This window comes from Rhizobium hidalgonense, from assembly GCF_002914525.1.
Lineage (GTDB): Bacteria > Pseudomonadota > Alphaproteobacteria > Rhizobiales > Rhizobiaceae > Rhizobium > Rhizobium hidalgonense.
In genome coordinates this window covers 104,700-131,030 of sequence record NZ_LODW01000042.1, presented here as the reverse complement: position 1 = coordinate 131,030, position 26,331 = coordinate 104,700, and the positions used below count along the sequence as shown (strand labels likewise).

General features: G+C 61.1%; 26 protein-coding genes and 1 pseudogene. 15 read left to right on the top strand and 12 right to left on the bottom strand.

The annotated features are described in order from the left end of the window. The first annotated feature begins 362 nt into the window (after positions 1-362). The 4 genes from ATY29_RS05300 (at position 363) to ATY29_RS05285 (ending at position 3,852) form a co-directional block, all read left to right on the top strand. Positions 363-656 (top strand): ArsR/SmtB family transcription factor, encoded by a 294-nt coding sequence (locus ATY29_RS05300; protein ID WP_003565423.1) that lies wholly within the window; start codon positions 363-365, stop codon positions 654-656. A gap of 1 nt (position 657) precedes the next feature. Next, positions 658-1,824, top strand: coding sequence for an MFS transporter (locus ATY29_RS05295; RefSeq protein WP_097535444.1), 1,167 nt, complete (start codon positions 658-660; stop codon positions 1,822-1,824). 24 nt (positions 1,825-1,848) lie between these two features. Further along, positions 1,849-2,973 carry an alkene reductase gene (locus tag ATY29_RS05290; protein ID WP_097535442.1) on the top strand — a complete coding sequence of 375 codons (1,125 nt, stop codon included), beginning with the start codon at positions 1,849-1,851 and terminating at the stop codon, positions 2,971-2,973. Between the two features lie 78 nt (positions 2,974-3,051). Beyond that, positions 3,052-3,852 carry an aminoglycoside phosphotransferase family protein gene (locus tag ATY29_RS05285; protein ID WP_097535440.1) on the top strand — a complete coding sequence of 267 codons (801 nt, stop codon included), beginning with the start codon at positions 3,052-3,054 and terminating at the stop codon, positions 3,850-3,852. Here ATY29_RS05285 and ATY29_RS05280 read toward each other — a convergent pair. After that, complete coding sequence (locus tag ATY29_RS05280; protein ID WP_097535438.1) at positions 3,849-4,871, bottom strand: NAD(P)H-binding protein; 1,023 nt, start codon at positions 4,869-4,871, stop codon at positions 3,849-3,851. The genes ATY29_RS05285 and ATY29_RS05280 overlap by 4 nt on opposite strands. Positions 4,872-4,965: 94 nt before the next feature. Between ATY29_RS05280 and ATY29_RS05275 the strand changes: the two genes are divergently transcribed. Together ATY29_RS05275 and ATY29_RS05270 are read left to right on the top strand one after the other, a co-directional pair. Then, positions 4,966-5,865, top strand: a complete 900-nt coding sequence (locus ATY29_RS05275; protein WP_097535436.1) for a LysR family transcriptional regulator — start codon at positions 4,966-4,968, stop codon at positions 5,863-5,865. Positions 5,866-5,971: 106 nt separating this feature from the next. Next, positions 5,972-6,487 (top strand): GrpB family protein, encoded by a 516-nt coding sequence (locus tag ATY29_RS05270; RefSeq protein ID WP_025416718.1) that lies wholly within the window; start codon positions 5,972-5,974, stop codon positions 6,485-6,487. A gap of 2 nt (positions 6,488-6,489) precedes the next feature. Here ATY29_RS05270 and ATY29_RS05265 read toward each other — a convergent pair whose 3' ends face one another. Continuing rightward, positions 6,490-6,771 carry a DUF2188 domain-containing protein gene (locus tag ATY29_RS05265; protein ID WP_097535434.1) on the bottom strand — a complete coding sequence of 94 codons (282 nt, stop codon included), beginning with the start codon at positions 6,769-6,771 and terminating at the stop codon, positions 6,490-6,492. Between the two features lie 232 nt (positions 6,772-7,003). Between ATY29_RS05265 and ATY29_RS05260 the strand changes: the two genes are divergently transcribed. Then, positions 7,004-8,101 carry a calcium:cation antiporter gene (locus ATY29_RS05260; protein WP_097535432.1) on the top strand — a complete coding sequence of 366 codons (1,098 nt, stop codon included), beginning with the start codon at positions 7,004-7,006 and terminating at the stop codon, positions 8,099-8,101. A 40-nt stretch (positions 8,102-8,141) separates the two neighbouring features. On the opposite strand, the gene ATY29_RS05255 is transcribed toward ATY29_RS05260, so the two are convergent. The 4 genes from ATY29_RS05255 to ATY29_RS05240 form a co-directional block, all read right to left on the bottom strand. Beyond that, positions 8,142-8,831 (bottom strand): glycosyltransferase family protein, encoded by a 690-nt coding sequence (locus ATY29_RS05255; protein ID WP_003565442.1) that lies wholly within the window; start codon positions 8,829-8,831, stop codon positions 8,142-8,144. Positions 8,832-8,925: 94 nt separating this feature from the next. Next, positions 8,926-9,783, bottom strand: coding sequence for a hypothetical protein (locus ATY29_RS05250; RefSeq protein WP_003565444.1), 858 nt, complete (start codon positions 9,781-9,783; stop codon positions 8,926-8,928). A 47-nt stretch (positions 9,784-9,830) separates the two neighbouring features. Next, positions 9,831-10,736 (bottom strand): glycosyltransferase family 8 protein, encoded by a 906-nt coding sequence (locus tag ATY29_RS05245; protein WP_037091469.1) that lies wholly within the window; start codon positions 10,734-10,736, stop codon positions 9,831-9,833. Positions 10,737-11,019: 283 nt separating this feature from the next. Beyond that, entirely contained in the window at positions 11,020-12,222 is a 1,203-nt protein-coding gene (locus ATY29_RS05240; protein ID WP_025416721.1) for a pyridoxal phosphate-dependent aminotransferase, read from the bottom strand. 233 nt (positions 12,223-12,455) lie between these two features. Between ATY29_RS05240 and ATY29_RS05235 the strand changes: the two genes are divergently transcribed. The 4 genes from ATY29_RS05235 (at position 12,456) to ATY29_RS05220 (ending at position 18,716) form a co-directional block, all read left to right on the top strand. Continuing rightward, positions 12,456-14,129 carry an ArnT family glycosyltransferase gene (locus ATY29_RS05235; RefSeq protein WP_097535430.1) on the top strand — a complete coding sequence of 558 codons (1,674 nt, stop codon included), beginning with the start codon at positions 12,456-12,458 and terminating at the stop codon, positions 14,127-14,129. A 232-nt stretch (positions 14,130-14,361) separates the two neighbouring features. Continuing rightward, the gene (locus ATY29_RS05230; RefSeq protein ID WP_510766817.1) at positions 14,362-16,752 is read left to right on the top strand and encodes a marine proteobacterial sortase target protein; all 2,391 of its coding nucleotides are present in this window, start codon (positions 14,362-14,364) and stop codon (positions 16,750-16,752) included. Further along, a complete protein-coding gene (locus tag ATY29_RS05225; RefSeq protein ID WP_097535428.1) occupies positions 16,742-17,515 on the top strand; it encodes a class GN sortase in 774 nt (257 codons plus the stop codon). The genes ATY29_RS05230 and ATY29_RS05225 overlap by 11 nt, the downstream gene beginning before the upstream one ends. 58 nt (positions 17,516-17,573) lie before the next feature. Continuing rightward, a complete protein-coding gene (locus ATY29_RS05220) occupies positions 17,574-18,716 on the top strand; it encodes a PQQ-dependent sugar dehydrogenase (protein ID WP_025416725.1) in 1,143 nt (380 codons plus the stop codon). Between the two features lie 4 nt (positions 18,717-18,720). Here ATY29_RS05220 and ATY29_RS05215 read toward each other — a convergent pair whose 3' ends face one another. Further along, entirely contained in the window at positions 18,721-19,194 is a 474-nt protein-coding gene (locus ATY29_RS05215; RefSeq protein WP_097535426.1) for a DUF3052 domain-containing protein, read from the bottom strand. A gap of 96 nt (positions 19,195-19,290) precedes the next feature. Here ATY29_RS05215 and ATY29_RS05210 point away from each other — a divergent pair. From ATY29_RS05210 to ATY29_RS05200, 3 genes and pseudogenes are all read left to right on the top strand, one after another. After that, positions 19,291-20,180, top strand: a pseudogene (locus ATY29_RS05210) (DMT family transporter). A 485-nt stretch (positions 20,181-20,665) separates the two neighbouring features. Continuing rightward, a complete protein-coding gene (locus tag ATY29_RS05205; RefSeq protein WP_003561293.1) occupies positions 20,666-20,881 on the top strand; it encodes a cold-shock protein in 216 nt (71 codons plus the stop codon). Positions 20,882-21,028: 147 nt separating this feature from the next. Then, a complete protein-coding gene (locus tag ATY29_RS05200; RefSeq protein ID WP_003565463.1) occupies positions 21,029-21,490 on the top strand; it encodes a BA14K family protein in 462 nt (153 codons plus the stop codon). Positions 21,491-21,552: 62 nt separating this feature from the next. Here the strand turns inward: ATY29_RS05200 and ATY29_RS05195 are convergent, their stop codons facing one another. Next, positions 21,553-22,425 (bottom strand): oxidoreductase, encoded by an 873-nt coding sequence (locus ATY29_RS05195; protein ID WP_003565464.1) that lies wholly within the window; start codon positions 22,423-22,425, stop codon positions 21,553-21,555. A 35-nt stretch (positions 22,426-22,460) separates the two neighbouring features. Between ATY29_RS05195 and ATY29_RS05190 the strand changes: the two genes are divergently transcribed. Further along, complete coding sequence (locus ATY29_RS05190) at positions 22,461-22,919, top strand: winged helix-turn-helix transcriptional regulator (protein ID WP_025416729.1); 459 nt, start codon at positions 22,461-22,463, stop codon at positions 22,917-22,919. Here ATY29_RS05190 and ATY29_RS05185 read toward each other — a convergent pair. The 4 genes from ATY29_RS05185 to ATY29_RS05165 form a co-directional block, all read right to left on the bottom strand. Continuing rightward, on the bottom strand, positions 22,916-24,292 hold the full coding sequence (locus ATY29_RS05185; protein WP_003565467.1) for an ATP-binding protein: 1,377 nt from the start codon (positions 24,290-24,292) through the stop codon (positions 22,916-22,918). The two genes, ATY29_RS05190 and ATY29_RS05185, sit on opposite strands and share 4 nt — an antisense overlap. 30 nt (positions 24,293-24,322) lie before the next feature. Continuing rightward, complete coding sequence (locus tag ATY29_RS05180; RefSeq protein ID WP_003565469.1) at positions 24,323-25,024, bottom strand: response regulator; 702 nt, start codon at positions 25,022-25,024, stop codon at positions 24,323-24,325. Next, entirely contained in the window at positions 25,025-25,516 is a 492-nt protein-coding gene (locus tag ATY29_RS05175; RefSeq protein WP_097535424.1) for a MarR family winged helix-turn-helix transcriptional regulator, read from the bottom strand. It abuts the gene before it with no gap. A gap of 451 nt (positions 25,517-25,967) precedes the next feature. Beyond that, positions 25,968-26,237, bottom strand: a complete 270-nt coding sequence (locus ATY29_RS05165; RefSeq protein ID WP_097535422.1) for a hypothetical protein — start codon at positions 26,235-26,237, stop codon at positions 25,968-25,970. Positions 26,238-26,331 lie beyond the last annotated feature (94 nt).

The following is a 26,331-nucleotide window of genomic DNA, read 5'->3' as shown; positions in this document are numbered from 1 at the left end:
CTGGTTTTCCAGCGGCCCTCTTTTTTTGCCTTGGGTCGACGGGAAATGCCGCACCGCAAAAAAATTGTGCGGCGCATAGCAGGCATGCACAAAAAAGCATTGAAACCTGCCTAAGGAAGCACCATATCCAATCCAGCTGATGCATTTCGTGGTTTCTCTCCCAGTACCACCGCATTAGCTGTTCCCCTCTGGAGGTTTTGACCTTCACAATTCAAAGGGCCCTGGTTTTCCAGTGGCCCTCTTTTTTTGCCCAAAATTTGCCCAATCGCCAAAAGCCGCGGCCTCACGTCTCCGTGATTTGCATATCGCCATCCGGCGATCAATATATCGACAAAACACGATTTATAGTTCGGTAAACAACGATGGACAAAGACGAGATCATGAAGGCCCTCGCCCATCCCACCCGGATGGACATTTTGAGCTGGCTGAAAAATCCCGAAGAACATTTCCCCACGCAGGAGCATCCCTTCGAGATGGGCGTCTGCGCCAGCCAGTTCGAGCGCTGCGGCCTATCGCAGTCCACCGTCTCTGCCCATCTCGGAACCCTGCAGCGCGCCGGCCTCGTCACCACCAAACGCGTCGGCCAATGGATCTTCTACAAGCGCAACGAAGAAATGATTGCTGCTTTCCTCAAGCAGCTGACACAGGATCTCTAGAATGCCCCTCGCCCTTCTCGTCCTTGCCTTGAGCTCTTTTGCGATAGGCACAACGGAATTCGTCATCATGGGTCTGCTGCCGGAGGTCGCCGCCGACCTCTCGGTCACCATCCCGCAAGCCGGCTGGCTGGTGACCGGTTATGCGCTGGCGGTCGCGATCGGCGCCCCGTTAATGGCCATATCGACCGCGAAGCTGAAGCGCCGGACCGCGCTGATTGCGCTGATGGCCTTCTTCATCGCCGGCAACCTGCTGTGCGCTCTGGCGAGCGACTATTGGGTGCTGATGATCGCCCGTGTCGTGACCGCGCTGTGTCATGGCGCCTTCTTCGGCATTGGTTCGGTCGTCGCCTCCGGCCTCGTCACCGAAGACCGCAAGGCCCGGGCCGTCGCACTGATGTTCACCGGCCTGACACTGGCCAATGTCCTCGGCGTGCCGATTGGCACGGCGATCGGCCAGGCCTATGGCTGGCGCGCCACCTTTGGCGTCGTCACCGTCATCGGCGTCGTGACCATTCTCGGCCTGATTGCCATCCTGCCCCGGGATAAGCAGCAGGAAAACGGCAGAATCTTGCGCGAGATCGCGGCACTCAGAAACGGCGGCCTGTGGCTGGCGCTGTCCACCACCGTCTTCTTCGCCGCTTCGATGTTTGCGCTCTTCACTTATATTGCTCCGCTCTTGCGTGACGTCACCGGCGTTTCGCCGGAAGGCGTCACCTGGACGCTGTTCCTGATCGGCCTCGGCCTGACCATCGGCAATCTCGTCGGCGGCAAACTGGCAGACTGGCGCCTTGGCGCAACGCTTGCCGGCGTCTTCGTCGCGATCGCCCTCACCTCGATTGCCTTCAGCTTTACGAGCCGCTTCTTCATCCCGGCGGAAATCACGCTTTTCCTCTGGGCACTCGCAAACTTTGCCGCCGTGCCGGCGCTCCAAGTCGGCGTCGTCGGCTTCGGAAAGGACGCCCCGAACCTGGTTTCAACAATCAACATCGGCGCCTTCAACACCGGCAATGCACTCGGCGCCTGGGCGGGCGGCCTGGTCATCGAAGCCGGCTTCGATCTCACCCGCGTTCCGCTCGCCGCAGCCCTGATGGCTCTCATCGGCCTTGGCGCGACAACGCTCACCTATCTCTCTGCCAGGGGCCGAGCCGCGCTTGCCCCCGCCGAGTGATCCTCCCGCAAAGAAAGGACCATCATGGCCAAGCTTTTCGAACCCACCAAGATCGGCGACATCGCAGTCAAGAACCGCATCGTCATGGCGCCGCTTACCCGCAACCGTTCGCCGGGCGCGATCCCGAACGACCTCAATGTCGAATATTACCGCCAGCGCGCCACGGCAGGCCTGATCATCACCGAAGCGACAGCGATCACCCATCAGGGCCAGGGTTATGCCGACGTGCCCGGCCTCTACAGCAAAGAGGCTCTCGACGGCTGGAAGCGCGTGACCGACGCCGTCCACGCAGCCGGCGGCAGGATCGTCGTCCAGATGTGGCATGTCGGCCGCATCTCGCACACGACGCTGCAGCCGGATGGCGGCAAGCCGGTCTCCTCGACCGACCGGGTTGCCAAGGCCAAAACCTATCTGGTCAATGGCGACGGCAGCGGCAGCTTTGCCGACACTTCAGAGCCGCGCGCGCTCGAAACCGCTGAAATCCCCGGCATTATCGAGGATTACCGCAAGGCTGCCCGCGCCGCCATTGATGCCGGCTTCGACGGTGTCGAAATCCACGGCGCCAACGGCTATCTGCTCGATCAGTTCATTCGCGATGGCGTCAACGACCGCACCGACCAATATGGCGGCTCGGTCGAAAACCGCACCCGCCTGACCTTCGAAGTCGTCGATGCCATTGTTAAGGAGGTCGGCGCAGGCCGCACCGCGATCCGCATCTCACCGGTGACGCCGTCGGGTGAAAGCTATGATTCCAATCCGCAGGCGACCTTTACCCATGTCGTCGAGGGACTGGCCAGATACGGCCTCGCTTATCTCCACGTGATTGAAGGCCAGACCGGCGGTGAGCGTGACTACCGCCATGGCGACAACCCCTCCTTCGATTACAGGGCGCTGCGCCAGGCCTATGAAAAGGCCGGCGGCAAAGCCAACTGGATGGTCAATAACGGTTACGACCGCGATCTCGCGATCGACGCTGTCGAAAGCGGCCGTGCTGACCTCGTCGCCTTCGGCAAACCCTTCATTGCCAATCCCGATCTCGTCGAACGGCTGGCGAAGAACCTGCCGCTTAACACGCCCGACCAATCGACCTTCTATGGCGGCACCGCCAAGGGTTATCTCGACTATCCCGTCCTCGAAAAGGTCGCCTGAGCCTTTCGGATGCGAGCCGCGAAATCCCGCCGAAAGGCGGGATTTCCATTTCCCTCGCATCTTTGTAGGCTGTGCTCAATGTTCGCTCCCTATTTCGATCGCTGGTCGCTCATATCAGACGGCGAGCCCATCATCACCCATTCGAGCCACCTGCTTCCGGTTCTCTGGCAGGACAAGCCCGCCATGCTGAAAGTCGCCGCCGATATCGACGAACGATATGGGGCGCTGTTGATGCAATGGTGGGATGGCGACGGCGCAGCCCATGTCTACGCCCATGAGGGCGACGCGGTGCTCCTGGAACGGGCGATGGGAGAACGCTCGCTGCTTGCCATGGCGATGAACGGCGAAGACGATGAGGCAAGCCGCATCCTCTGCCGGACGGCTGCACGGCTGCATGCGCCGCGCGAAAAACCGCTTCCCGATCCCATACCCCTCAGCCGCTGGTTTCGCGATCTGGAACCAGAAGCCAAAAAACATGGCGGCACGCTTGCCGACTGCTCGGCGGTCGCCAATGCGCTCCTTGCCGATCCACAGGACCCCTCCGTCCTCCACGGCGACATCCACCACGGCAACATTCTCGATTTCGAGGAGCGCGGCTGGCTGGCGATAGATCCGAAGCGGCTCCATGGCGAGCGCGGTTTCGACTTCGCAAACATCTTCGCCAATGAGGAACTGCCGACAATTACCGACCCCACCCGCTTCCGCCGCCAACTCGCCGTCGTCTCTGCCGAGGCCCGGCTGGAACCGAGGCAGCTGCTGCAATGGATCGCCGCCTATTCCGGCCTTTCCGCCGCGTGGTTCCTCGGCGATCCGAACGTCGAGCAGGCCGAGACGGCCTTGACGGTTGCCCGGATGGCACTCGCCGAACTTGCCGCTTAACGCGCCTTCTGCAGCGAATGACCGATGAAGGCAACCGCCGCGTCGCGATGCTGTTCGGGCAGGCAGCCGAGCGCCACAAGCGAAGCCCTGACCGCCTCGTCGATCGGCGTCTGCGGTTCCTTGCCGAGTTCGCTCACAAGCTTGGCGTTGCTCATTCTGAGCGGGACCTTCCAGAGATAGCGCATTTCCTTGAGCTCCCGCATGATCGGAACGAAAGGCGCGGCGAGCGGCACGATCCACCAGGGAAATCGCCCGATCTTCGCCTTACCGCCGGCAACGCGCTTGATTGCTTCCGCCATCTGCATGCCATCCGCATCCCAGAAACCATCCATATGATAGACGGCAAAGGATGGCAGCCGCTCAGCCCGGTCGATAAGCTGGGCAACGGTTTCCGCCATATCGGGCAGATAGGTCCATTGATGGCCGATGCCGCGCCGCCCCGGATTCTTGATTGTGCCGATCGGCTTGCCCGGCGTCACCAACCCCGATGAGAACCAGCTATTGGCCGTTGCACCCGGGCCGAAGAAATCTCCGGCCCTGAGGATGATCGCGCCAACACCGGCCTGCGACCCCGCCTCCAGCCGTTTCTCCATCTCGACGCGGACCGCCCCCTTCTTCGTCAGCGGATGCTGCGGGCTTTCCTCCGTCAGCGCCGGCAGGGCATCGGGGCCGAAATTGTAGACGTTTCCAGGCAGTACGATGCGCGCGCCGACGGTTCTGGCAGCGGCGATGCTATTGTCCAACATCGGCAGCACCAGCGTTTCCCAATTGCGGTAGCCGGGCGGATTGACGGCGTGGACGATCAAGTTGACGCCTTCAGCCGCCCTCAACACGTCACCGGCATTCATCGCATCGCCCTGCACCCATTCGAATGCCGGCTCGGACCTCGACGCCTTGAGCGCATCACGGTTGAGCGCCCGGATGCGCCAGCCACGCGCCGAGAGCTTGCGGGCAACTGCGCCGCCGATACCGCCCGTGGCGCCAAGAACGAGCGCCGTCGTCTTCATTTCGCTGCTCATGACAATCATCTCCTTCGCTTGACTGGAGGGACTATGCCACCGGCCCGGAATAAACAAAATTGACGAAATAAATGCATCAGCTATACAAAAATATATGAACATTGAACCGAACTGGGATTTCTACCGCAGTTTCCTGACCGTGCTCCAGCAAGGGTCGCTTTCGGCCGCCGCCCGCGAGTTGGGGTTGACGCAGCCGACGATAGGCCGACATGTCGACGCACTGGAAATGGCAATCGGCGCCGAACTCTTCACCCGATCCCCGAACGGGTTGCTGCCGACCGACGCCGCATTGGCGCTGAAGCCCTATGCCGAGACGCTGGCGGCAACGACCGCCGCTCTTTTGCGCACCGCATCCGGTGAGCGCCAGCGCGTCGCCGGAACCGTCAGGGTCAGCGCCAGCGAGGTCATCGCCGTCGAAGTGCTGCCCGGAATTCTCGGACCGTTGCAGGAGACCTATCCCGAACTCCAGATCGAGCTCTCGGCTTCCGATGCGATTGAGGATCTGGTGAACCGCGAGGCCGATATCGCCGTGCGCATGGCCGAGCCGAAGCAAGGTGCGCTCGTCGTGCGCCGCATCGGCGATATCCCGCTCGGTTTCCACGCTCACCGCCGCTATCTCGAACAACATGGCATTCCGCAAACCCTGGCTGAGATCGCAAACCACCGGCTCATCGGCTTCGACCGGCAGACGGCCTATGTCCGCATGGTAACGAAACGCTATGAAGTGCCGGGCATCAACTTCTCCTATAGAACCGATAGCAATCTTGCCCAGCTTTCGGCGATCCGCGCCGGCATCGGCATCGGCATCTGCCAGACAGGGCTGGCGCGGCAGGATCCCGACCTGGTTCATCTTCTGCCCGACGCGTTCAGGATCCCGCTCGGCACGTGGGTGGCGATGCATGAGAGCCTGAAGACCTCGCCGCGCTGCCGCGCCGCCTTCGACGCACTGGTCAAGGGGCTTCAGGACTATCACCGATATTCGACCAGCGCTTAACTTCGAAATCCGCAATCGATTTTCGAAGCGAATCATGCGCAAATTTCAGCGCAAGAGAGCATCCGAAACCTGTCCTGTCGGATGCGCGGCGCTGCAGCGGAAGAAAATGATGAGCCACGATCCGGTTGAACTCGTGCCCTACGATCCGCAATGGCCGCACGCGTTCCGGCGCATCCGCGACAAGCTACTCCTCTTGCTGCCGCAGGCGCTCTCCATCGATCACATCGGCAGCACCTCCATATCAGGGATGACCGCCAAGCCGCTGATCGATATCGACATCGTTCTTCCCGGCCTCGGGCATATCGAGGCTGCCACCGATGTGCTTCTGGCAGAAGGTTACGAACCGCGCGGCAATCGTTACGACGACGAGGTCTGGGCGTTTTTATCGAGAGGTTTGGTGCCGCGGGAGCGGGTCTACCTTTGTCCTGCGGGCAATGGCACGCATCGAAACAGGCTGGCTTTCCGGGATCATCTCATCGGGCATCCCGAGGCTGCGGCCGAATATGCCGCACTGAAACGCAGACTAGCGGGCGAATTCAGGATGGACGGCGACGGCTATACCGCGCATAAGCGCGAATTCGTCGACGCGATCGTCGCGCGGGAATTGGCGGACGATCGCTAACATCAAATGCCTTGCGTGGCCTCGGCCGCGCGGCCCTTCCACTGGCCGTCCACCACCTCGGTTTCCGGCCGATCGCCGCCCTCGGCATATTCCTCATGCCACTTGCCGTTTTCGTCCTGCCAGCTGATCTCGGCGGAATCGCCGCCGACCTGCTGTTCGGCCGCGACGATGCGCGCAGCTTCGAGCGCCTCGGCATGGGTCGGGAATGCTTCGGAGTAGACGCCTCCCAGCCTGTAGGCCCAGCCGCCGTCATGCGGCACGACTTCATAGACCACCTTGATCATGCATCCGTCTCCTCATCCTTCTTGTTGCGCATTCGCACGCTTCCGGACAGGGTCCGGATCATCGCGGCCGCGTGACGAGAATTCGAGGGCGCCGCGATCTGCTTTCCGGCCCCGATTGTGTTCAGTATTCCATTAAACGCCGAAGACTGCAAATGGCACCGGATCACGGCTTCCTTGATATGCGAAATCAGCGGCTTAGATAAAACGCATGAATCGGGACAGGAGCTGAAACTTGGCGATTGCCTCACGCTTAAGAGAAGAGAAATTTCTGGTCGCTGCACTTGCCGTTGCAGCGACCGCCTATTTCTTGGAACATGCGGTGATCGGGATGGGGCGCGGCATCGCGCTGATCGCCGCCGCCGCCCTGGTCGGCACCATCGTTCTCGCCTCGATCCGCGTTGCTCATCACGCCGAACTGCTCGCCCTCAAGGTCGGCGACCCCTATGGCACGATGATCCTGACGCTGTCGGCCGTCGCCGTCGAGGTCATCATCCTAGCCATCATGATGAGCGGAGAAAGTTCGCCGACATTGGTGCGCGACACGATCTATTCGGCGTTGATGCTCGATATCAACGGCATTCTGGGTCTCGCCGCACTGCTCGGCGGCCTCAAGCATGGAGAACAGCCCTATAACGACAATTCGGGCAAGACCTACGGCGTGATGATCCTCACCGCCATGGGTATCTCGATGATCGTGCCGGAATTCGTGCCTCATGATAAATGGCACTATTATTCCGCCTTCACCATCGTCGCGATGATTGCGCTCTATGGCCTTTTCTTGCGCATGCAGGTCGGCAAGCACAGCTATTTCTTCAGCTACAGCTACCCGCGCTCCGAACGGAAGAAAGAAAGTCCGGACAAGCATGGCTCAGACGAGCCGGCCGCGCTGTCGATCGCCACCATTCTCGTCGGCGTCGTCATCATCGGCCTGCTGGCCGAGTTTATGGCCGCCTTCATGACCGAGGGTCTGCTTGACAGCGGTGCGCCGATCGCGGTCACCGCCGTCGTCGTCGCAGCGATTTCAGCCGCCCCCGAGATATTGACCGCCTTGAGGGCGGCACTGAGGAATCGCATGCAGGCGACGGTCAACATCGCCATGGGCGCCTCGCTGTCGACGGTAATCCTGACGGTCCCGGTCATGGAGGCGATCGCCCTCTTCACCGGCCAGCCCTTCGTCATGGCGATGACCCCGGTGCAGACGGTGATGGTAACAATCACCTTGATTGCGGCCGCGATCAACCTCAACGACGGCGAGACCAACGCCATCGAAGGCATGACGCATTTCATCCTCTTCGCCACCTTCGTTATGCTGACGGCGCTCGGGCTTTGACCGCCCCCGTCCCCGCAGAGAATGGCAAAGAACAGGCTGGTTAGGCGCGCGGTTGGACGAAAAGCAGGCGTTCGCGGGCTGCGAACCATTCCTCGGCGTAATCGTCGTTCTTGTATTCCTCGAAATACGGTCCGCCATCGGTGAAATGGATGTTCTTGGCGTCTTCGCGGTAGTCGTATTCATTGACGAGGTAATTCCAGGTCACCGGCAATTCGCCGATGAGGTCTTCGTTCTCCAGCCACTTGAACTGATGCAGTTGCAGCCCCGTCGCCGTATTGACGTAGTCGGGCGTCAGCGCGCGGCATTCGTCATTATTGAAGAGGATGAAGCTCGACCAGTTCTTCTTTTCGTACTTGGTCTGCGTCTGGCCGAGGAACTTGGTGTCGATCTTCGGCTGGTAATCGTGTTTGACGCACATGATGGCGTAACGGTCGTCTCGCAATGCCCAAAGCTCGGCGATATCGGCACGCATCAGCATGTCGCAATCCATGAAGAGGCTCCAGCCTCGGTAATCGCTGAGATAGGGCGCTAGGAAGCGCGAGAAGGAAAATTCCGTCGATTGCAGCGCATTGCGTTCGCGGGTGAAAATCCCGCCAAGATTGGAAAGTGCAATGGGCGAGAACTCGACCGGGATTGACGACTTCTCGATGATGCTCTGCACGAGAACGTGGTAGGCAACCACTTCCTTAGGGTCGAAGCCGACGAAAATTCGGACGTTGTGTTGTTGCATTGTCCACCTCCAAGGCCAGTACAGAGAGATGAATTGATTGGTATCGGAAACGCCTTTCTTGGCCACCACACCTGTAAGCAACGGATTACGACAGTCATTCCTTCGATTTTTCGAGAAAACGCTCCTTGCGGGTTTTTGGTTTGAACCGTCGAAAGAAATTGTCGATGGACCGGATGAATTTGGTAACTGACATCAGTCTGTCGATCTGCGTGTTCGTATTGTCGAGCCTCTCCGACAAGACCTCCGCCGCGGTCATCGCGATCTCGATCGGCGGCACCTCAGGAAACCGTTTGGCGAGCGCCGAATAGGGGCTGGCATCGACGCCGCCCATCATCGAGATCGAACCCATGCGCGCAAAGAGACGCAGGAAGATCTGCTCGAACGTCCAGTCGTGAACGTCGAAGACCTTCCACTTCTCGCTCCGTTTTGCGGAGAAGCCGGAAAGCAGTATCTTGGCCGGCAGTTGCAGATCGGCGAGCCACAGCGCTACCGCAAAGCCACTCGTCGCGATCTTACCGATCGGATAGAGGCCGACGAGCATTTGCGCTAGATCAAGGTGACGGACCTGAGCGCCTTCGAAGCGGCCGCTTTCGCTGAGATTTTCCTCCGCGGATACCCGAATGTTGACGACGCCGAGGAAATCATCGCCGCCAAAGAAGCGCAGGACATCCGCCACCTCGCGCCGGTGGACGATATGGGCGCCCATCACGTCGCTGCGGGCAACCAGCATCGAATGGCCGATAAATGGCTCGTCGAGCACCTTGTAGACCTTGTTGAAGAAGACGTAGAGTGTCGTCTCCGGCAATTCGCTTCGCAGCCGCTCAAGATCGACCGCCTCGCTGTTTGCTACGAGCACGATATGGGAATAGCGCGATAGCAGTGCCCTCCACGCGTCCGGCGTCAGGGAATTAAATCCGGTCATAGCCTTGTTATCGCTGGGGATTGCTTCCATATCGCCTCACATGCACTTTCCAAGGACGATGCGCTCTGACCGCGCGACTAGTTGTTGCTGAAATAGGCGCGCATCCGTGCCAGCCGCGCCAGCCCGCCGATCTGCTTTCCCAAATGCGCGAGGAAGCCCGCCACCCGGCCCGTCATCGACGGCTGCCTGCAGAAGGAAGCCCAGGGCGTATTGTGAAGATCCTCGGCATAGTGCTTGGCCATCCGCCGGTGCACCCAAGGAACGGTCGCCTGCCACGGTTTTTTCCGGCCGGTGAAATGGAAGATTGCCGGCTGGGCGACGAAAGGCAGCAGCCCCGTCTGCGTGTTCCAGCGCGGATCGAGCACCAGCCAGTCGCCGTCGAAAGTGACGTTCAGCGCATCCTGGTCGTTGTTCTCGAACAGATGCGACCGCTCCTCGAAGATGTCGCGGGTCCTGGCGAAAAGCCCCTTCGCCCGACAGGCCGACCAGTCGAACAGCAGCACGCCGGCATTGAAGTAGCGGCCGCCCTCGCCTACGCCGATCTTGCGCTGCCGGGCGCCTGATTTCCCGGGAAAGGCCATGACATAGTCATCGACGGCGGCAAGCGCCCTGCCTTGAAAATCAAGGGTGAAGAGTTCATCGACTGATGCAACCGCCAGTACGTCGGCGTCAAGGTAAAGCAGGCGCTCGATATGGTCGGGTATATCCCGGTCCATGTAGAGCCGCGCCAGCGTGGCGGCCGACCAGCGGCCCCGCGCCTGGAGGCCGGCATCCGGCGTCCTATAGGGCAGTACCCTGATCGCCATCCCGTGAAGCCGCCCAAAATTGTCGATCTCGGCGACCTCGTTCGGCTTGAGGTCGATGCCTAGAAGGAGGTATTCTACACCGGCCTTCGCCAAATTGCGCTTGACGGACAGCAGGGTGCAGCAGGCGGCCGGCAGCATGTTGACATCCGAACAGACGATGACGGCACTCTGCTGCAAAATCCGGCCCCCCGAAGCGGCAAATTGAACTTGATGCCGGATATCTAGTTGGTTTGGCGTCCGCCCGCAACCGCCGATCACCCGCCCCACCAGCACTCCCCTGTCACGATTTGAATCGGAATTCAACGACTTGCGAGGCGAAGCAGATTCAATGCGGCAACGCCTTGAATCGGGATGTGAGCTATAGTCGCAATGCCGGAGGATGCAGCCACATCGTCAACGCCGGGCAAAGAAAAGGCCCGCCGTCACCGGCAGGCCTTGGATCGATATGACGGCAAACAGCTTACTTGCAGGCGCCGCAGAAGCGCTGGATGCGGCGGCAGGCTTCCTCAAGCAGATCTTCCGACGTTGCATAGGAAATGCGGAAATTCGGGCCGAGGCCGAAGGCAGAGCCGTGAACGACGGCGACGCCTTCTGTTTCCAGTAGCTCGGAAACGAAATCTTCGTCCGTCTCGATGACCTTGCCCGACGGAGCCGTTTTGCCGATCAGGCCTTTGCAGGAGGGGTAGACGTAGAAGGCGCCCTCCGGCACCGGGCAGACAATACCCTTGGCCTGGTTCAGCATGGAAACGACGAGATCGCGGCGGCCTTCGAAGATCTTCTTGTTCGCAGGAATGAAGTCCTGGGTGCCGTTCAGCGCTTCGACAGCCGCCCACTGGGCGATCGAGGTCGCACCCGAGGTCTGCTGGCCCTGGATCATGTCCATGGCCTTGATCAGCTGGAGCGGGCCGGCAGCATAACCGATACGCCAGCCGGTCATCGCATAAGCCTTGGAGACGCCGTTCATCGTCAGCGTCCGGTCGTAGAGGCTGGGCTCGACTTCAACCGGTGTAACGAACTTGAAGTCGCCATAGGTCAGGTGCTCGTACATGTCGTCGGTCAGCACCCAGACATGCGGATGCTTGACCAGCACGTCGGTCAGTGCCTTCAGCTCGTCATGCGTATAGGCCGCACCCGTCGGGTTGGACGGCGAGTTGAAAATGAACCACTTGGTCTTCGGAGTGATCGCCTTTTCGAGATCGGCGGCTTGGAGCTTGAAATTGTGCTCCTGCGTGGCCGAAACGAAAACCGGCGTGCCGCCGCAAAGCGCCACCATTTCCGGATAGGACACCCAGTAAGGCGCCGGGACGACGACTTCATCGCCGGGATTCAGCGTCGCCATGAAGGCGTTGAACAGGATCTGCTTGCCGCCGGTGCCGACGATCGTCTGCTCCCAGGAATATTCCAGGCCGTTCTCGCGCTTGAACTTGGCGGCGATCGCCTTGCGCAGCTCAGGAATACCGGAAACCGGCGTGTACTTCGTCTCGCCGCGGTTGATCGCGTCGATGGCGGCCTTCTTGATATTCTCGGGCGTATCGAAATCAGGCTCGCCGGCGCCGAGGCCGATGACGTCGCGTCCTTTTGCTTTCAGCTCGCGCGCTTTTTGGGAAACGGCGATGGTGGCTGAAGGCTTCACACGGGAAAGAGCATCGGCAAGGAAGGCCATGATATCGGTCCTAATGGTTGAAACGGGCAGAAAGCCGCGACCGGAGTTCTGCGGTTAGCTCTATGTCCAATGTATCACGGCATTTCAAGCGCAAAGGCGTGATGGGGGCAATGATTCTTATTGATCCTTTTGCCGCACCGGTGAACAGGCCAGCCGTCCGTTTGCACGAGGGATGGAGTCACTAATCAATCTGGGTGAATTGCTTTTTCAGACTTTGCTGATGAACTGCCGGCATGACAAAGCTGCCCCGCCAGCCTTCCACGCCGCTGCGTATCGCGCCAGACGGTCCGGATTTGAACCAGGCCGAAGATCAGCGATATCCGCAACAGACCATCGGCCGGAACATGGCTCGTCGCAACTATCTGAACCTCGACACGGCGATCCTACTGGGGATCCTGATCATTGCGATCGTCTTCAGGTTCCACAAGATCACCTTGCCGCTGGTCGATGGCTTCAGCTGGCGCGAGATAAGCACCGCGATGATGGCCGACAATTTCCATCAGCGCAGCTGGAACATCTTCTTTCCGGAGGTCAGTTGGACCGGGCCAGGGCCAAGCTATCAAGGCCGCGAGTTCCAGATCGTCAGCTATCTCACTGCCCTGCTCTACCAACTCTTCGGCTGGCACGACTGGTTCGGCCGCGTGGTTGCGGCCTTCTTCGGGCTGGTGACCGTGTTTTCGCTGCATAGGCTGGCGGCACAATGCTGGAGCGAGATGCACGCCCATGCGGCGGCGCTTGCCTATGCGCTGATGCCGGCGGCGATCATGATCGACAGCTCGTTTCTTCCAGATCCCGCGATGCTGGCCCTCGTGACTCTCGGCGTCTGGCTGTTCGTCAAATACTGGGCCGGCGGCAGCGGCTGGCTCTTGCCCCTCGCCACGGCGAGCGTCTCGCTCGGCGCACTGTCAAAGCCGCCAGGCCTCGTCGCCGGCGCCGTCATCTTCTATTTGATGGTTTGCTGGGTTCTGGAGAAGAAGCAGAAGCAGGCGACCCGGGTGTTCCTATGGGGGCTTGTGAGCTTGGCTATCGTCGCCGCTTATTACAGCTGGGCCATTTATCTCGGCCGCAATTATCCGCCGTTTCATATCGCCGGCAGCGGCGGCTATATTTGGGATGGCGGCTTCTGGGCATACGTGAAGAACAGGTTCTACATCAAATCGGCGTGGAACACGTCGGTCTGGTGGTTCTACGGCTACCCATTCTTGATGCTGCTGGCGGTCGGCTTATGGATACCACCCAGACCTGCCGATGATCCGGAGCGACGCAGACTTTCGGCCATTCCGTATGTCTGGCTGGCAGCGGCCACGATCCTCTATTTGGCGGCGGCGGGCGAGATCACCGCCAATGTGTGGAACTTCCACATCTTCCATGTGCCGGTCGCGATGTTCTCGGGCCACGGCGCGCTTCTCCTGGCAACGCTTTCATCGAGGGCCATTGTTAAGCCGGCTGTGGCGCTTCGCGCGGTCTGCATCGTAGCCGTGGCGCTTGCCTGGTCGACCCTTCCCCTTGTCAGGACGATGAAGAAGCCAATCGCCATGAACGGCAAGCTGCTTGGCGAGGAACTGGCGCGGTTGGCGAAACCGGGCGATCTCGTCGTCGCCACCGCGCCAGACGTCGGCGATCCCGTCGCAGTCTATTACAGCAGGACGCGCGGCTGGGTGTTCCCGCCCGGCGGAGGCGACGCCGATTGGTCGACATTCGTCGCGGATGACGCCACTGCGATCGCGCAGTTCGAGGAACTGCGCGCGCAAGGCGCGGATCTGTTCGGCGTGACAAAGAACGCCACCGATCATCAGAATCTGCGGTTCATCGAGCATCATGCTGGCGTCATCAAATATCTGGACAAGACCGCAACCAAGCTTGTGGATTCGGCGGATTTCCTGGTCTATCGGATCACCCGTCCGTGAGAGCTGCGACAGCGGCGAATGATCGGTGACGCCTCGACGGCATCCGGCACTTTCGCGCTAGCGACGATCACGCTTTTTCCTCCCCTATGTCTTTTGAAATCAGAGAGATCGTCGGATTTCGTCGTCGCCACGAATAAGCCGCAACAAATGCCGGGCCGCGCCGCAATTCGGTCGCGAGCGCGCCGAGATCGAAGCCGCATCATTGCGTTATCCAAAATTGGTTATTGAGGGTATGCCAATGTTTCTGGAAGACGAATATGCCATAGGGCGCATACGCGCCCGCCGGATTTCCATTTCATTTCTTGTCGCCATCACCGCCTTTGTCGCCTGTGTCACGGCGATGCTGGGGCTTGCCTCCAGCGCCCGCGCCGAGGCGCGACAGGCCTCCGGCCAGCTCGCGGCCCTCGTCCGGCCGAACGACGTCAACAGCGGCTCGCTGCTCTTTCCGTCGAAGGAGCCGGGCTTCTATGTCGAAGCGCCGCGGCTGAAGACCGACGTTGCAATCGATGTTTCCGGCCCGATCGCCAGAGTGAAGGTGACGCAGCGCTTCCGAAACCCGAGCCAGGGCTGGGTCGAGGGTACCTATGTCTTCCCGCTGCCGGACAATTCCGCCGTCGATGTGCTGAAGATGCAGATCGGCGAACGCTTCATCGAAGGCCAGATCAAGCCGCGCCAGGAAGCCCGCGAAATTTACGAACAGGCCAAGGCCGAGGGCAAGAAGACGGCGCTGCTCGAACAGCAGCGGCCGAACATCTTCACCAACCAGGTCGCCAATATCGGCCCCGGCGAAGAGATCGTCGTGCAGGTCGAATATCAGCAGACCGTCCACCAGTCTGGTGGCGAGTTCTCGCTGCGCTTCCCGATGGTGGTCGCCCCGCGCTACAATCCGGCGCCGATCGTCCAGACCGTCGAGTTCAACAATGGCGCCGGTTTCGCCACGCCGCGCGACCCGGTGGAAAACCGCGACAAGATCGAAGCCCCGGTGCTCGATCCGCGCGAGAACGCGAAGATCAATCCGGTCTCCCTGACCGTCGACCTCAAGGCCGGCTTCCTGCTCGGCGATGTCAAATCCTCCTTCCACGAGGTCGATATCCGCCAAGACGGCAACCAGGCAAGAACGATCAGCCTGAAGGGCGAAGCCGTTCCCGCCGACAAGGATTTCGAGCTCACCTGGAAGCCCGCGCCCGGCAAGCTGCCGAGCGCTGGCCTCTTCCGCGAAGTGAAGGACGGCAAGACCTATCTGCTCGCCTTCGTCACCCCGCCCACGGCGCCGGATGCGGCAGCGCCCCTGGCAAAACGTGAAGTGGTCTTCGTCATCGACAATTCCGGCTCGATGTCCGGCCCGTCGATCGAGCAGGCAAGGCAGAGCCTGGCGCTCGCCATTTCGAGGCTGAATCCCGACGACCGCTTCAACGTCATCCGTTTCGACGACACGATGACCGACTATTTCAAGGGTCTCGTCCCTGCCACCCCAGACAACCGCGAAAAGGCGATTGCCTATGTCAGGGGCCTGACCGCCGACGGCGGTACGGAGATGCTGCCCGCGCTCGAGGACGCGCTGCGCAATCAGGGGTCGGTCGCCAGCGGCGCACTGCGGCAGATCGTGTTCCTGACCGATGGTGCGATCGGCAACGAACAGCAGCTGTTCCAGGAAATCACCGCAAACCGCGGCGATGCCCGCGTCTTCACCGTCGGCATCGGCTCGGCCCCGAACACCTATTTCATGACCAAGGCCGCCGAAATCGGCCGTGGTACCTTCACTCAGATCGGCTCCACCGATCAGGTGGCAAGCCGTATGGGCGAGCTTTTTGCCAAGCTGCAGAACCCGGCCATGACCGATATTGCCGCAAATTTCGAAGGCATTGCTGCCGAGGATATCACGCCGAACCCGATGCCGGACCTTTATAGCGGCGAGCCTGTCGTTCTGACCGCGGAACTGCCTGAGGATAAGCCCGCCGGCAAGCTTGAAATCATCGGCAAGACGGGCGACCAGCCCTGGCGGGTCGAAATGAATATCGCCAATGCCGCCGACGGCAGCGGCATCTCCAAGCTCTGGGCGCGGCGCAAGATCGATGATTTCGAAGCCCGCGCCTATGAGCGCCAGGATCCGGCCGGGCTCGACAAGGATATCGAGACGGTGGCGCTCGCCCACCATCTCGTCTCCCGCCTCACCAGCCTGGTCGCCGTGGACGTCACTCCGTCGCGGCCGGCAGGCGAGCCGCTGGACTCGGCGAAGCTGCCGCTCAACCTGCCTGAGGGTTGGGATTTCGATAAGGTCTTCGGCGAAAACGTTGTTCCTCCTGGCGGCGGAGAACGTCATGGCGCAGCTACCCCTGCAGGAAGCGCCGGACCGCAGCAAGCCGCGGCCGAAACGCAGGATCTCGCTGCATCTCCTGAGATCGCAAACATGATGGCCGCAGCCCCGACCGCCAAGGCCGCCACCCTGATCGCGCAGAAGAGCTCGACCGTGAACCTGCCGCAAACGGCGACGCGCGCCGATGAGCAGATCATCCGCGGGCTTACCATGCTGCTCCTGGCGCTGACGGCGGCAAGCGGGCTGGCCGTCTGGCGCCGGCGCATCAAGCGCATGATTGCGGTCGGAGCCAAGCCAAATGGTCTCTAGGCTCTCAGCAAGCCGGAACGAGGAAGCGGCCGAATTCGAGCCGCTTCCGACCTATCTGGAACTCGCCATGGCCGCCGCCACGGCCCACGACAGGCCCAAGGTGCGCCAGAGGAAGGGTTTCTTTCTCTGGCGTCTTTCCTCGATCGAAAAAGCGATCGCCGTCGCCATCGCCGGTCTTGCCCTTTACAGCTTGGCGCTGATCGGCGACGGCTTCCTGCTGAAGGCGAAGGCCGAGCTCTCCCAGATCCTGCTGAAGCGCGCCTTCGCCGCGGAACTCAAGGGCCAGGAGACAAAACCCTGGCCCTGGGCGGATTTCACCACGGAGGCCAAAGTGCGCGCACCGCGCCTCGGCAAGGAGGCGATCGTGCTCGCCGGCGCCTCCGGCGAAGCTCTCGCCTTCGGTCCGGCCTGGCTCGCCAATACGCCGCAGCCGGGCGAGGAAGGCACCTCGGTGATCGCCGCTCATCGCGACACGCATTTCCGCTGGCTGCAATATGTAAAGCCGGGCGATACGATCGAGGTCACCCGCCGTGACGGCAAGCTATTGACTTTCAAGGCCGGCGAAGGCCGTATCGCCCCGTGGGATGCCAGCGGCATCGATCCCGCCTCCGATGGCCGTCACCTCGCGCTGACCACCTGCTGGCCCTTCGACGCGACCGAACGCGGGCCGTTGCGCTATATTCTTGAGGCGGAACTGGTCGACGATGATGCGACCGGTTCCGTTCAACCGGCAAACACAAAGCCGTTATTCCAGGCCGAATGAGGCTTGAACCCATCCCCTGCCCGCTCCACGTTCCGCATGAGAGACGACGGGAGCAACGATGAAGAGAATATCCGCCATCCATTTCGCCACAGCGCTGATCCTGGCGGGTGCCGGCCCGGCTGGCGCAGCCGATACCGTCAATACGCAGGGTCCAACCGTCCGTGTCGAAAAACTCGCCGATGGCCTCGAACACCCCTGGGCAGTCGAGGTGTTGCCCGATGGCGCCTATCTCGTCTCCGAGCGGCCGGGCCGCATGCGGATCGTCCGCGACGGCAAGGTCTCTGAACCGATCGGCGGCGTGCCCAAGGTCAGCGCCCGTGGCCAGGGCGGCCTGATGGACGTGGCGCTCGCTCCGGACTTTGCGACGTCGAGAAAGCTCTATTTCACCGCTGCCGTCGCCAATGGACAGGGCTCCGGCACCGAGGCCTTCAGCGCCACACTTTCCGCCGACGAGAAGGCTCTCGATGCCGTCACGCCTGTTTTCACCATGCGGCGCTTCACCGCTGGCAACATCCAGTACGGCTCGCGCATTGCCATTGCCCGTGATGGTTCGCTGTTCATCAGCGTCGGCGACCGCGGCGACCGCGACCGCTCGCAGGACTGGCGGGACGATGCCGGCTCGATCATCCACATCAATGCCGATGGCAGCATCCCGGCCGACAATCCGTTCAAGGACGGCGGCAAGGCGCTGCCGGAAATCTTCTCGAAAGGCCACCGCAACCCGCAGGGTATCACCTTCGATACCAAGGACGGCAAGCTCTATACCGTCGAACACGGCGCGCGCGGCGGCGACGAGATCAACCAGCCCGAGGCCGGCAAGAATTACGGCTGGCCGATCATCACCTACGGCCGTGATTATTCGGGCGCCGAGATCGGAGAAGGCACCGCCAAGAAAGGGCTCGAACAGCCGCTGCATTACTGGGATCCGTCGATCGCCCCCGGTGCGCTCGCCGTCTATCGCGGCGCCATGTTCCCGGAATGGGACGGGGATTTCCTCGTCGCGGCGCTGAAATTCCAGTTGCTCTCGCGCATGCAGCGTGACGAGAGCGGGGCTTTCGTTGCCGAAGAGCGCTTGTTCGAGGGCGAATACGGCCGAATCCGCGATGTCATCGTCGCGCCCGATGGTGCGCTGCTGATGGTGACGGATGAGGATGACGGCGCGCTGCTCAGGGTTTCGCGCGCCGAGGCCAATAACGGCTGAAAGATCACAACGCGCCGCGTAGCTCCTTGCGGATGACGAATTTTAGTCCGGACCAGATTTCGTCGACGGCGCAGACCTTGACGTCGACAAGCCCGGTGGGAAGGAGGACCTCTCGCAATACATCCTCGGTCACATCGGTCGGCACCCGCGAACTCTTCTTCGGCCAGGAGATCCAGAGCATGCCGTCCGGCTTGAGAACACGCAGGAGCGTAGGTGCGATAGTCTCCAGCGCCTGTCGTTCAGTCACAAACAGATGCATATAGTCGAACGCCCGCCGAGGCGTTTCGGGAAGCGCAAGCGCAACCGAGGCAAAACCACCGAAGTCATGGATGGCACCGATCGCTTCGGGAACGCCGAGAAGCGCAGCCGTCTGCCCGCGCATAAGGCCGAGCTTCGTGGCCAGCGGCGTGCCTGAATAGCCAGCCGTCCCGGATGCCGCCACCATGTCGCCGGCCGGCCGGCCTTCTTCGCGTTGCATGCCCGCACCTCCATCGTCAGCTATGAAGTCTTGAGCCTTGCCTAGAGAAAAGACAACTGCTAACCGCTTGTGCCACCCCTTCCCATCGAGGACGACATGACGCGCGCTCAGGCGAACCTCCTGCTATTGCTCGCAGCCGCCATCTGGGGCGGCGGCTTCGTTGCGCAATCGACGGCGATGAAGGCGATCGGGCCCTTCTGGTTCATCGCGCTACGTTTTGTCGTAGCCACATTGGCCGTGCTGCCTTTCGTCGTTCTTGAAGCGCGCAAAGCCAAGGCGAAGACAGGCGCCCGCCATGCGAAACTCTATATCCTCACCGGCCTTGCCCTTTTCAGCGGCGCAGCCACGCAGCAGGTCGGGCTGCAGACGACGACGGTAACGAATTCCAGCTTCATCACCGGCCTCTATGTCGTCTTCGTTCCGCTGATCGCGGTGTTCTTCCTGCGCCGTGCCCCGCATTGGATCATCTGGCCGGGCGCGTGATGGCTGTCGCCGGCATCTATCTCCTCTCCGGCGGTCATCTCTCGGCCCTCACATCAGGCGATCTTCTGACTGTCGCCTGCGCCGTCTTCTGGGCAATCCAGATCACCCTTGCCGGCACAACCGTTTCTGCGACCGGAAGGCCACTCGCACTCTCGGCCACGCAATTCGCCGTCACCGCGGTCTGCGCGCTCGCGATTGCCGCAGCCTTTGAACCGATCACCCTATCGGCGATATGGGCCGCAGGACCTGAGATCCTCTATGTCGGTATCTTCTCCTCCGGCCTCGCCTTCGTGCTGCAGGTGATCGCCCAACGGTACACAACGCCCTCGCAGGCCGCGATCTTCCTCTCCTCCGAAGCGCTTTTCGGCGCCTCGCTTGCCGCTCTGCTGCTCGGCGAGACAATGCCGGCGAGCGGTTATGCAGGTTGCGCGCTCATGTTTATCGCTATGCTTGTGGTCGAACTCGTGCCCGGACTCGTCCGGCGCCCCCTGCCAGCGGCCTGAACACGCGTCCAAATATGGGTGAATGGCCTCTCCAGAAAAAATTTGTCGAATTCGAAGAGACGCGTTCACGTTGCACTTTTGGGAAAATCTGCTCGAAAATTATATTGCAGACGATATAAAACGTTAATCATTCCCCATCGGCGACGGAAATTTTGCGTTTTTGCGCAAATTGGATATCCGAGCAGGTGTGCCTCGAACGACACGGCAAAAAACTTTTACTTGCCAAAATTCGTTTAACGCAGCAATCTCGGCGCGTTCGGGCATTTGCGAGCATGGGAAGTCCTTAAGTATTTGCGCGCCGGGAACGCTAATATCCCGGTCAGCCGGTTCCGAAAATGGCGGGCAAAAGTCCTGTCTGGAACAGGCCGAGGTAGAGGGGACCTTTTTCTCACATTTCAAGAATTGCCTGCCAACGCCTCCCGCAAGGAGGCAATGCTATCATGCTGCCCGTGTGGATGGCGGGCAGAGAGAAAAGGACCTGACGCATGGCAGAGACTGGGACTGTAAAATTCTTCAATACCGACAAGGGCTTCGGCTTCATCAAGCCTGACCGGGGCGGCGCCGATATCTTCGTTCACATTTCTGCCGTACAGGCCTCTGGGCTGGCCGGCTTGACGGAAAACCAGAAGGTAAGCTTCGACACGGAGCCGGATCGCCGCGGCAAGGGTCCCAAGGCCGTCAATCTGCAGATTGCGGGCTGAGCCCTTAACAAGGCTGTCGAATTCGAGTTGAAGCCCGGCAGCAATGCCGGGTTTTGTCGTTCAGCCTTCGTTCAGCTATAACTCCTTAGGACTAACACCATCGAGAAGGAGCCGGCGTTCGGTTTCCGGGATTAGGACTTGATGGCTATGAACAGGCTCGCCAAAACTCTTCTGCTGACGGCAACGGCTGCTGCGCTTACTCTCTCTGTCATCAGCGAGGCCTCGGCCGGCGACCGCCACTGGCGCCATCATAACAACAACGACGCCCTCGTCGGCGGCGCTGTCGGTCTCGCCACCGGCTTGATCGTCGGCTCGGCAATCGCCAACGCCAATAACGGTCCTGCTTACGAAGAACGTCGCTACATCGACCCGGCCTACGAGCCGGATTATTACGAGCCCGCTCCGGTCTATCGCGCCCCGCGCCGCGTCTATGTCGAGCAGCCCGAATATGTCGAGCAGCCGCGCTACTATGCGCCGGTCCGCGCGTCAGTCGAGCCCTGGTCGCCGCAATGGCAGCGTTACTGCTCCTACCGCTACCGCTCCTTCGATCCGCGTAGCGGCACCTATATCGGCAATGACGGCCGTAGTCATTTCTGCACCGCCGGCTGATCGCTCGACGAAACCCTGATACGAAGCGCCGCTCCTCAGCGGCGCTTTTGTTTTCTGCCGCATCAACCGGCCTTTTTGTCCCAACTCATCAGTCCCGCCTCGGCATCCGGGTCGAAATCTGTCGAGACGCTGACGGCGCGCCATTCCCGATCTGCCTCGATGCGCGCAGCATCCGCCTTCTCGACATTGCGCACCGCGTCGCTGCCGAGCAGAAGCCGGAGCGGCGGTTGGTCGAGACCGGCAATATGGATGACGACAGCAGCCGCTTTGGCGGGATCGCCGGGCTGGCGGCCGTCATATTCACGCTGGAAGCGCACCGTTGCGCCGACCGTCGCGGCATATTCCGCCCGCCCCTCGGTAAGCACGGTCGAGGCGCCGGCGAAATCCGTCCTGAATCCGCCGGGCTCGATCACCGTCACCTTGATGCCGAAGGGCGCCACTTCCTTCGCCAGCACCTCGGAAAAACCCTCGACAGCGAACTTTGCCGCCGAATAGGCGCCGCGTCCGGCGGGTCCGATGCGCCCGCCGACCGAGGAGAACTGGATGATATGCCCCATCCCCTGCTCGCGCATCAGGGCGATCACCGCTTTGCTCATGATGATCGTGCCGAACAGGTTGGTTTCGATCTGGGCGCGGAAATCGGCAAGGCTGGTGTCCTCGATCGAGCCGACATTGCCGTAGCCGGCATTGTTGACGAGCACGTCGATGCGGCCGAATCTCTTGACGCCCGCCTCGACGGCTGCAGCCGCCGCCGCCGCGTCCGTCACGTCGAGCGCCAGCGTCAGCACCTGGCCGCCATAGCGTTCGGAAAGATCGGCAAGCTGGGCGGGATCGCGCGCCGTCGCCACCAGATTGTCGCCTGAGGCGAGCACCGCCTCCGCCAGCGCTCGGCCAAGACCGCGCGAACTCCCCGTAATCAACCACACCTTCGACATCGGAAACCTCTCCTTGATTGGTTCCCGGCCCATGTATGTTCTATTGTTTCCGATCGAAAGAAGGTACCAGCAAGATCCATACGCACCTGGAGGTAACTAACGTGACCAGCAACGTTTTCGATTTCTGCTGCAACATGACCGATGAACAGGATGCACGGGCGCGCGCCTTGATCGAGCGGGCGGCAGCAAAGTGGCCGCTGCGCATTCTGCACGCGCTCGCCGATGCCGGCGCGCCCTTACGCTTCTCACGGCTGCTGGAGCGGGTCGAGGGCATCAGTCAGAAAGTGCTGACGCAGACGTTGCGAACACTCGAAAGCGACGGCCTCCTCATCCGCACGCTTTATCCCGAGATTCCGCCCCGCGTCGAATATGAATTGACGCCGCTTGGGCGCGACCTCCTCATGCAGGTCGTCACGCTCTGGCGCTGGATCGTGGAGCGCCTGGACGATTTCGATATGCGCAAAGCCGTGAAGCTGACGGCAACGGACGGTTAGGCCGGAATTCGGATCGTCGCCCTCAGCCCCCCGAGCGGGCTGTCGCCGAGGGTGACGTTGCCGCCGTGGCTGCGGGCGATATCGCGGGCGATCGCAAGGCCGAGCCCGGTGCCCGACGCATCGAGATTTCGCGCCGTATCCAGCCGGAAGAACGGCTTGAACACATCCTCACGGTTCTTTTCGGGAATGCCCGGCCCGTCATCGTCGAAGACGACGGTCAGCCATTTGGCATTGTGCTTGGCCTCGATATCAAGCCTATCGGCGTAACGGCGGGCATTCGAGGCGAGATTGGTGACGAGACGCATGAAGGCATTCGGCCTGACCGATATATCGTCGTCGCCTTCGATCGAATAGTTGAAGCGTTTTCCGTGCAAAGCGAAATCGGATTCCAGCTTCGCGAAAATCTCGCTGAGCTTCAGCTCTCCGACATCCTCTTCGACCTCGCCGCGCGCGAAGGCCATGTAGGCCTCGAGCATCGTTTGCATATCGTTGACGTCGTCGTTCAGTCCGTGCAGGTCGGGATTGTCGCCGGCAAGCGCCAGCTGCAGCTTAAAGCGGGTGAGGATGGTGCGCAGATCATGGCTGACGCCGGAGAGCATCGCGGTGCGCTGCTCGATTTGCCGTTCGATTCGCTCGCGCATCAGGATGAAGGCAAGGCCGGCGCGCCGGACCTCGTCGGCGCCGCGCGGATAGAAATTATCGGGCTTCTGCCCCTTGCCGAAGCTTTCGGCCGCGCGCGCCAAGGTCAGAATCGGCCGGATCTGTCCACGCAGGAAGAGGATCGAGATGCCGATCAGCACCAGCGAGGTGCCAACCATCCAGACGATGAAGATATGCGTGTTCGAGGCATAGGTCTGGCTGCGCTTGGTCAGTACCCTGAGGATCTTGTTGTCGAGCTTGATGCGGATCTCGACGAGGTTCGAGTTGCCGACCGTGTCGATCCAGAAGGGCCGGTGGATCTCGTCGGTGATCTCGTCGCTGAGGATACCGTCGAGGATCGAGAAGAACGGCTTGACGCGCGGCGGCGGCAAGTCGCCGTCCGGCTCGATCGAGATCTGCAGGCTAAGCTGATCGCGGGCGATGCGGATGATCTCGCTATAATCCGAGTTCTGCGGGTAGGTCTCGATGATCTCGATGATCGCGGCAATGTCACGAGTGACGGCAAGCGACAGCCGCTCCGTCACCATCTGCCAGTGGCGCTCCATGAAGACGGCGGCGACGACGGATTGCAGCAGGACCATCGGAATGATGATGATCAGCAGCGAGCGCGCGTAAAGCCCGGTCGGCAGCCGCCGGCGCAGCCAGCGGACGATCCAGCGCCAGCCCGGCGCAGAACTGCGGTCTTCCCGCCGCAAGCTGTCGATCGTCACCATTAGCGCCGGTCCTGGCCTCTATCCTCAGATCTAGTCGATGCTTAGCCTGTATCCGATCCCGCGAACGGTCTGCAGCCAGACGGGATTGGCCGGATCATCCTCGATCTTACGCCGCAGCCGGTTGATCTGCACGTCGATCGTCCGCTCGCCGACCTCGGTGTCATTGCCGATCAGTTCATGGCGGGGGATCGTGTCGCCGGCGCGCCGTGCAAAGAGCAGCATGATTTCCTGCTCGCGGTCGGTGAGCCGGATGACCTCGGTGGCTTTCTTCAACTCCTTGCGAGTCAGCGAGAAGGTGTAGGGGCCGAACATCACCTGTTCGATCTTCGGTCCCTCGCCGCCGGCATTGCGCCGCAGGATGTTGTTGATGCGCAGCACCAATTCGCGCGGGTCGAAGGGCTTGGAAAGGTAGTCGTCGGCACCGGCCTCGAGGCCTTCGATGCGGTTGCCGGACTCCGCCAGCGCCGTCAGCATGATGATCGGCACGTTCTTGATGGCGCGAAGCCCGCGGGTGACGTCGATGCCGGATTCGCCGGGCATCATCACATCCATGATGATCAGGTCGAAATCGAGACCCGCGAGCTTGCGCTGCGCCTCGGCGCCGTCGGCAGCGACGGTAACGCGGAAGCCGTTTTCGGCGAGATAACGATTGAGCAGCGCGCGGATGCGCGAATCGTCGTCGACCACCAGCAGATGCGCCGCATCGTCGGAAATACCTGTCTTGACCGCCATTCAATCCGCCTTCTGTCTGTCCCGCATCCCTCTGAGGAAAGCTTTTACGCCCTCCCGCACCTCCGCAGAAGCCCCTTCGAATGCCCGCTCAATGCGGCGCGATTGCGGCTCTGCAAGGGCAAGCGCCAGCTCTCGTCCCGATTTCGTTGGATAAAGCTTGCGCTGCCTCCGGTCCTCAGGCCCTGCCACCTGGCGAATATAGCCTGAATCGATCAGCTGTTTCAGCACCCTTGCAAGGCTCTGCTTGGTGATCTTCAGCGTATCGAGAAGATCGGCCACCGTCATACCGGGGTTGCGATTGACGAAATGCACGACGCGGTGATGCGCCCGCCCGAAACCGCTTGTTTCGAGGATGGCGTCGGGATCGGAAACGAAGTCGCGATAGGCGAAGAAGAACAGCTCGATGATCTCGAAATCGATGATGTCGATATCGTCCATCGGCGTGGCCAGCGGCTCTGGCTTGGCTGTTTTCGGGCCGGTCTGTCGTGACACGCGGCATTTCCTTTCTCATTCCGCGAATTGCGGGAAACTGCTTTGCCGAACTTTGCGGGAACCCGCCCTACCTCTCATTTCCCTGGCATGTCTTCGGAAACCGAGGCCCGCCCGGAACTTCCGACGCAATAAAACAATTCCGTTGCGTCTGTGGATAAAACGTATTGGGGATAACAATCAACAGGCATGGCGCTTGAAGCGCCTGAGGAGGTTCAGCACGCCGCCGAAGCGATGGGCTATGCGGAGCGGGGATGCTCGATTATCGTGGCAAGGTCGCCGAAGCGACAGGGCCAACGTCTTCTTCGCCAGAGAGGACGTCACAGAAACGCCGACCCCGGATTGCTTCCTAAACGGCACCACCCACCAGACGGTCGTCGAGCGTGCGATCCGGCGGCAATCACCGCCGGATATGGCGTTTCACGCAATCGCTCCGGCCGGATAGCCGGGCGCTTTACCGATGCGCCCGTGCCATGACCAGTCCGGCGAGCGTCGAGAGAATGCCGCCGCCGATGAGGCCGCCGATGCCGTCGGCAATCATGCCGGTCATAGCCGCTTCTCCACCAACCATGCCGAGCAGCATGCCGCCGGCGACACCCCCGATCGCGCCTGCGATCGTACGGGCGACGACATTGATCGCATGCTGCTTCAAGGCGGCGCTGGCGACATTGCCGCCGATGGCACCCGATATCAATTGTATGACGAGCGGAAGTAGCACTTCCATGACTTTCCTCCTCTGGCGATCTCCCCGATCGCCGTTATATGCCGAACCTTCAGCATATTAGTATTTTATCATATTCAGGAGAAAAGCGTTAAGA